Source organism: Clostridium sp. HBUAS56017, assembly GCF_007115085.1.
In the GTDB taxonomy this organism is placed as follows: domain Bacteria; phylum Bacillota; class Clostridia; order Clostridiales; family Clostridiaceae; genus Clostridium; species Clostridium cibarium.
Genome location: NZ_SULK01000037.1, coordinates 1 through 6,920, shown reverse-complemented (window position 1 = coordinate 6,920; position 6,920 = coordinate 1). Strand labels below are relative to the sequence as shown.

At 30.3% G+C, this 6,920-nt stretch carries 12 protein-coding genes; all 12 read left to right on the top strand.

Features of this window, described 5'->3' with window-relative positions:
• Positions 1-527: hypothetical protein (locus FAY47_RS19220; RefSeq protein WP_207706273.1), on the top strand; the 527-nt coding region annotated here is incomplete at its 5' end.
• A gap of 103 nt (positions 528-630) precedes the next feature.
• Entirely contained in the window at positions 631-1,071 is a 441-nt protein-coding gene (locus FAY47_RS19215; protein WP_207706272.1) for an SMI1/KNR4 family protein, read from the top strand.
• A gap of 258 nt (positions 1,072-1,329) precedes the next feature.
• Positions 1,330-2,187 (top strand): hypothetical protein, encoded by an 858-nt coding sequence (locus FAY47_RS19210; protein WP_143318543.1) that lies wholly within the window; start codon positions 1,330-1,332, stop codon positions 2,185-2,187.
• 16 nt (positions 2,188-2,203) lie between these two features.
• On the top strand, positions 2,204-2,572 hold the full coding sequence (locus FAY47_RS19205; RefSeq protein ID WP_143318542.1) for a dihydroorotate dehydrogenase (quinone): 369 nt from the start codon (positions 2,204-2,206) through the stop codon (positions 2,570-2,572).
• Positions 2,573-2,755: 183 nt separating this feature from the next.
• Positions 2,756-2,938 (top strand): hypothetical protein, encoded by a 183-nt coding sequence (locus FAY47_RS19200; RefSeq protein WP_143318541.1) that lies wholly within the window; start codon positions 2,756-2,758, stop codon positions 2,936-2,938.
• On the top strand, positions 2,901-3,290 hold the full coding sequence (locus FAY47_RS19195) for an HNH endonuclease (RefSeq protein WP_243129672.1): 390 nt from the start codon (positions 2,901-2,903) through the stop codon (positions 3,288-3,290). The genes FAY47_RS19200 and FAY47_RS19195 overlap by 38 nt, the downstream gene beginning before the upstream one ends.
• A 47-nt stretch (positions 3,291-3,337) precedes the next feature.
• A complete protein-coding gene (locus FAY47_RS20695) occupies positions 3,338-3,847 on the top strand; it encodes a hypothetical protein (protein WP_207706271.1) in 510 nt (169 codons plus the stop codon).
• Between the two features lie 1,111 nt (positions 3,848-4,958).
• On the top strand, positions 4,959-5,399 hold the full coding sequence (locus FAY47_RS19185) for a transposase (protein WP_243129671.1): 441 nt from the start codon (positions 4,959-4,961) through the stop codon (positions 5,397-5,399).
• A 170-nt stretch (positions 5,400-5,569) separates the two neighbouring features.
• Entirely contained in the window at positions 5,570-5,821 is a 252-nt protein-coding gene (locus FAY47_RS19180; RefSeq protein ID WP_143318539.1) for a hypothetical protein, read from the top strand.
• Positions 5,778-5,966 (top strand): hypothetical protein, encoded by a 189-nt coding sequence (locus tag FAY47_RS20690; RefSeq protein ID WP_207706270.1) that lies wholly within the window; start codon positions 5,778-5,780, stop codon positions 5,964-5,966. Before FAY47_RS19180 ends, FAY47_RS20690 begins: the two co-directional genes overlap by 44 nt.
• Positions 5,966-6,430 (top strand): hypothetical protein, encoded by a 465-nt coding sequence (locus tag FAY47_RS19170; protein WP_143318537.1) that lies wholly within the window; start codon positions 5,966-5,968, stop codon positions 6,428-6,430. The genes FAY47_RS20690 and FAY47_RS19170 overlap by 1 nt, the downstream gene beginning before the upstream one ends.
• A 26-nt stretch (positions 6,431-6,456) precedes the next feature.
• The gene (locus FAY47_RS19165) at positions 6,457-6,663 is read left to right on the top strand and encodes a hypothetical protein (protein ID WP_143318536.1); all 207 of its coding nucleotides are present in this window, start codon (positions 6,457-6,459) and stop codon (positions 6,661-6,663) included.
• The last annotated feature ends 257 nt before the right edge of the window (positions 6,664-6,920 follow it).

Sequence of the window (6,920 nt, the reverse complement as noted above, 5' to 3'; positions counted from 1 at the left end):
CTGGTCTTGACTTACCAGCAGACATAAGAGATATCAGTGCAGATTTTGTTAATTGGGAATGGTCATGGGGACATGCAGGACAAACATTTCTAGATGCGATGGCATTTTTCCCAGTTATAGGGTCTTTGAAATATACTGATGAAGTTGGAACGTTAGTAAAGCATAGTGACGAATTTGAGGATATTGTAGAGGGAGCAAGTAATACTACCAAAACTTTTATTAAGGGGGATTTAGTAGATAAAGAAAGCTTACTAGAAAAACCTAAGAATTCTCCTAATCCTAAAAAGTGGTTAAATAATGGAGGTAGCATTTCAATAGATGATGATGGAATATGGACATATATTCATCCATCTGGACATTCTGTTAAATATCCAGATGGATTTCCAGATTTTAAGGGAGCAGGATTAGTTGAGCAGGAAGTAGATATAGGCGGGTTTAATAATTATTATGATGATTTTAATAAAGCGGATGAATTAGCACCTAATGGACCTAGAGATGCTATAAATAATACATGGCATCATAATTAAGATGGAAAGACAATGCAAGAAATTAATAAAGAAATTCATAAGGATTATACTCATAGAGGTGGAATGTCTATTAAAAAGAAAAAATAAAAGGAGTTGATTTATTTTGAAAAATAAATTTGGTAACGCATCTAAATCAGAAATAGAAGGTTTAGAGAAAAAGTTTAATGTAAGTTTGCCAGATGAATATAAAGAATTTTTAGGTAACTATAATGGTGGAATAGTAGATAAAAAGGAAGAGAATAAGATATATATTGAAAGTGTAGATGAATATATTAATATCGATGTACTTTATGGGATAAATACAGAAAGCAAGACATCAGATATTAGTACTTGGATGAATAAACTTGGTGATGATTTAATGGAGCATTCTATTATAATAGGTGACGATTTATTACAAGGAATGATAGTAATGATTACTAAGGGAGATTTTAAAGGAATATATTATTGGGATGATTCATATAATTTTGATGAATCTACAGATGATGAAAATACGTATTTAATTTTTAATAATTTTAAAGAGTTTTTAGATAAAATTGAAGGATAATTAAGGTATTACTAAAATAAATGGATAGTAATAGGTTAACTGCATAAGCAGTAATAGCACAATATAGTTAAATCAATAAAATATATAAGAATAAACAATGGATAATCTAAATTAATGCAGTGAAAAGACTAAATGAATCAGCTGAAATTAAGTGAACTGCCCCCTGTCTATTTAACAGGAGGCAGTTCATAAGTAAGCTGGTTCATTATTTTTTAGTATTTAAAAGCCTGTGAATAAGAATTGTATTTTAGTTCAAAATTGAAAGATTATAAGGAAAAAGTAAGTATCGCAGATTCAACATTGAAAACATCAATTGATAGCAGATATAATAAGTATTGTAGAAATAACGGATTAGGAAATTTAGCTATTAGTGGAAGTGATTCTGAAAAAGGAAAAAGCTATTTTGATAAATCTCTTGATCAGGTTGTACTAGGGAATTATACAGATGATGTAACAGTACTAGGGACTGGTGCTCAAGTTGGACTTGGTTTAGCTGGTCTTGACTTACCAGCAGAAATAAGAGATATCAGCGCAGATTTTGTTAATTGGGAATGGTCATGGGGACATGCAGGACAAACGTTTCTAGATGCGATGGCATTTTTCCCAGTTATAGGGTCTTTGAAATATACTGATGAAGTTGGAACGTTAGTAAAGCATGGTGACGAATTTGAGGATCTTATAAAGGGTGGAGGTAAAGCTGGTACACTTGCTGACATGATGGAACCAGCTGAAGCAGCACGTTACCAAGAATATTGGGGATGGAAGTATGCTGAAACATCACCAATAGAAATACAATCAAATGCAAAAATGAAAATCCAATCAAAAACAGGTTATGACCAAATACAATTTAAATGGTCTGATAATAATTATAAATATGACTCAAGATGGCATACTAGAACTCCAGGTGCTCCACCAGAACAAGGAAACACATGGGTTATTGAACGAATTACACCAGGAAATGCTAACGGTCAACGTAGCGTTAGTCATATATTAACAGGTGAAGGTGAATGGACACCAAGAAAGGTATGGCAGGATGCCATTACGGCAAGACAAAATGGAGTAGCTACAGAGGCTCAAAATGATATATTAAAAGGTGGGCATTGGCCAGCACCATAAAAGTGAGGTAATTAAAATGAATAGTGTAGTTGATAAATATTATAAAGGATATGAAGGAGAACCTGAAATTCAAATTATTAAGAAATCATCCAATAATGAAAAAATAGTGTTAAAAATATGGACAGGTTTTTTTGATAATATAATGACTTCAATTGAGCCACAATCAACGGGTTGGACATCGCTGGCATATTATTACAACTTATATATAGGTTGGTATGAAGAAAGTCCGTGGAAAATAGAGAATCTTGATGAAGCAAAAGAACAGTTAGAGGGTCTTGATATAAGTAAACTTAATGAAATTGATAAAGAGGTTCTGGAAGAAATATTAAGGGTATTTAAAGAAGCATTAGCAGTTGGTGATGAGATATTAATCTCATATGAGTAATAAGTCTATTGGATGCTTAAATTAGGAATAAGTTAATACAAAAATATTTCTTACCACATTTATTAAGAATAAATTAAACTTAAAAAAATTTTACTGTATAACATTAATAATTTAGCAAAAAAGATGAAATGAATCAGCGAAATTAAGTAAGCTGGTTCATTTCATCTTTGTACTTAAAAGCTTGTGAATAAGATGAGTTCAAAATTGAAAGATTATAAGGAAAAAGTAAGTATCGCAGATTCAACATTGAAAAGATCAATTGATAGCAGATATAATAAGTATTGTAGAAATAACGGATTAGGAAATTTATCTATTAGTGGAAGTAATTTTGAAAAAGGAAAAAGCTATTTTGATAAATCTCTGTGACGAATTTGAGGATATTGTAGAGGGGGCGACTAAAGCTGATTTAGATGGGGTCAGAATAATAAATAAAAAATATGCAGGTAAAACATATGAATTAAGCGGAGATTTAGCTAAAAAATACCCTGATGGTGTTAAATTTAGTGAAGAAGGTTTTCCTAATTTTGAACCATATAGTATAAAGAAAGTTACAGTTAATAATCTTGAGGGGGATGCTTATTATGATTTTATTAAGGCTAATGAAGCAGCTGGATTTAGTAGTACACCTAAAGGTTATACATGGCATCATGTAGAAGATGGACGAACTTTAATACTTGTTCCAAGTGATTTGCATGGTGAGATAAGGCATACTGGATGAGCATCACTTATAAGAAAGGGAATAAGACCATAAAAGGAGGAATAAAAATGTTAATACCAAATGTTGAACTTATAAATGGAATATGGAGAGGAAAAATTCAATTAGATTCATGGAGTAATTTTTTTAAGGATGTTAAATATATAGATTTAAATATAGGTGGAGATTCAAAAGTTGAAAAACTTGAAGAGAGTCATAAGTTAGCATATGAATACATTGTATCTAACCAAGAAAATTTACTTAATCTAATTTTAAATGAACTAATGGGAAAATATTCTGATATGCAGGAGGAATATGGCTACGATGAAGATAAATTAGAGGAATTCATGCCTAGTGTTAGTGATATTGATGGCTTTAAAAATATACTTAATCCTAAAAGGATTTATATTTTAAATGTTGAAAATGAAGGTATATCATATGTAGGATTTCACTTTATGTGTTCATGGGATGAAGAACATGATTTCGGTGTCATGATGCATAAGGCAAGAATTGTTAAGATGGGTAGTTCAGACAGTGCATTTTTATCATGGATAGCAGAAGAAGATAAAAGTAATTGTTAACAAGAATAAATGATGTTTTTTAAACATGATGCATAATAGAGAATAGAGTAACTGCATAAAAAATAGTAACAATAGAATGTGGTTAAATCAATATATGTGATAAAAAGTTAAATTGCATAATTGTAATAATGCAGTGAAAAATAAAATGAATCAGCTGAATTTAAGTAGGCTGATTCATTATTTTTTTAGCAATTAACATATGCTATAAGTACATTCCTCAAAAGAACTATATTAAAAAGCAACGATAACCCATCAGAGAACAGAGATTTAAAAGACTGTGAACAAGAGTGGCATTAAAGTTTAAAAGTGTTGAATAAAGGCTAAACCTACTGACTTAATAGAGATTGGTAGGTGATTAAAAAATTTTTAGCAGGTTCTCAAGGATAAGCATATGATAAAGGACTTCTTAGCTAATTAAGTCTAGGCACTTTATAAGCCAGTAAATCGAGCATAGAAGATATGTGTAACCTGATAAGCTAGGAAAACCTAGATTCAATAATTCCACTTGAAAGTTAACGGAATTGATAACAATAATGTATACAGGATAGAAGCTTTAGTAATTGAACAGATAACAGTATCTGATTAAGGACTTCCTAGCTAATTAAGTCTAGTGACTTTAGATGCCAGGAAAACGAGTATAGAAGAGATGTGTAGCTTGATAATCCAGGAAATCCTAGGTTCAATAATTCCACTTAAAAGTTAATTGAATTGTGAACATAATATATGTAGTAGAAAAGCACTAAAAAATAAAAGAATTGATAGAATAGAACATAATAATAAGATAGCTGAGTAGAATAATTAGAGACTTGGAACTCGGGACTAGGAAATTGTGACGGGGGGTAGGGGGGAATAAGGACTTAAAAGAATTGAAATAGATAAATAAAAATCTATTTCAATTAAAAATAATAAAGATAAATAGAATAAAAGAAATTGAAGAAATAATAAATAATAACTAATCAGAATAAAGAAGAATTAAGTAATTAATAGGTAAAAGATAATCAATCAAGAAAGATAATAAATGTAATTGATTAAGAAGAAGTAATAAATCATTCAGAGCATTGTAAGAGACATTGCATTTAAGAGTGAGGAAATCAAGAAGGTTGAAACTGAAATGAAAAAACTGCTAAAACTACTAGACCTAAAGCTAGAAACAATTCCTGGGATAGATACTGTAACTGCAATAGCACTTGTTGCTCACATAGGAGATATTAAAAGATTCCGTAATGCTGATAAGCTGGCTAAGTTTTCAGGAATAGCACCAGTAAATTTCAGTTCAGCAGGTAAAGGGAAGGATAAAAAGAGTAAACAAGGTAACAGAGAACTCTATGGAGTTTTCTACTTCCTAGCAGTGCAACAGATACAAGTTTCTAAGAAAGGAACTCCTAGAAATCTAGCTTTCCTAGAATACTATAAGAGAAAAGTTTCAGAAGGTAAAACTAAGATACAAGCATTAGTGTGTGTAATGAGAAGGCTTAATAACATCATCTATGGAATGATGAAAAATAAAAGTGAATATGTACTACCCAATGTAGAAATAAAGGCTGTTGCATGATAAAATAAGGTTAACAGATTAAGGAAAATCAAGGCTGAAAAAGTAGCTACATAACAGAAAAAATGATAAGTAGTTGGAAGTAGTTAAAAAATAGTGTGAAGGATTGAAAACACTAGGTTGATAGAAAAGACAGACTCTGCCCCAAGGGGGCTACAGAAGCTGGAGAGGAAATGGTAACTTATAGACGTGTTCAAGGAGGAGCAGGAAATAAGTCAAACCAACAAAGAGTAGTAATTGATAATGATGGAAATGTGTATATAAATGATAAAACGGCAAAATTAAATGTAAGCATTGATAATGGCGAGCATGCTCAGTATTATGTCAAAAACAAAAGACAGGGAGCAGATATTTATGAATTTGATGTTCCGAAGTGGTTTGATGATATGGTTCAAGAGTATACAATTCCTACAAGTAGGATATAAGAGTAATCCATTAAATCAAGGTGGAACAGTTCCATCATTAAACGATATTTCAACTCCTGGAAAGTGTGTTGAGTTTCCATCACCATGGATAGAGTGGATGGAAGAATATGCATCGAATGGGAGGATAGTAAAAGGAGGAAGTTGATGAAAAAGATAGATGTAAATGAAGAAGTTATTGTATTTGTTATTTATAAAGGAACAAAAAATTGGTATATTAGTGATAAGGAAATTTGGTTCTTAGATAAACAAAAAATGATTGATCTTTATCGTAATTTAGGGTATGAAATTAAAGAAGAATATATTGATGAAAGACGAAAAAATTTATTAATACTTGATACAAAAAATGCAGATATTTTTCTTTCTAGAATAAAAAAAGATATAGTGTTATCATCAGATTTAAGAGAAGAATTATTAGAATTGCAAAATAATGGCGAAGAAAAATGGAGATATAATTATATGCCTAGTCTATATATCGATTTTGATAAAAAAGAATTATTATCAATGTATTCAGAACCAGCATCATATGAGGATTATGTACCATTTGGCTGGAAATCTGACTTTAGAGATTTTATCGAACTAGTTCCAAAAGAATATTGTTATTGGAAATAATATAATTTAATTGGAGGATAAATATAATGAAAAAGACAATATCAATCATGAGTGAAGAATTTGAAAATGAGAAGACAGGAGAAAAAGTTGAGGGTATTACCATAATGGTAGATGGTATATTAAAGAATTTTTTTGACATTTTAAAAGAAAGGAATCCTCAATACAATGATAATGTTAGTATTGTACAAGATGCATTAATGAAAGGTTTAGAAATGTTAAAGAATGAAATTTAATGTATAAATACAGTGAAAAGGTGTAATGAATCAGCGAAGTTAAGTAGGCTGATTCATTATTTTTTAGTATTTAAAAGCCTGTGAATAAGAGTTGCATTTTAATTCTAAATTGAAAGATTATAAGGAAAAAACAAAAGCTGCGGATTCAACACTAGAACTAGCTATAAACAGTGGATATAATAATTATTGTAAAAACAACAAAATAGGAAACTTAGATTTTGAGAAAAATTATGAAGTATTGAAAGAAAGTCAGTTAA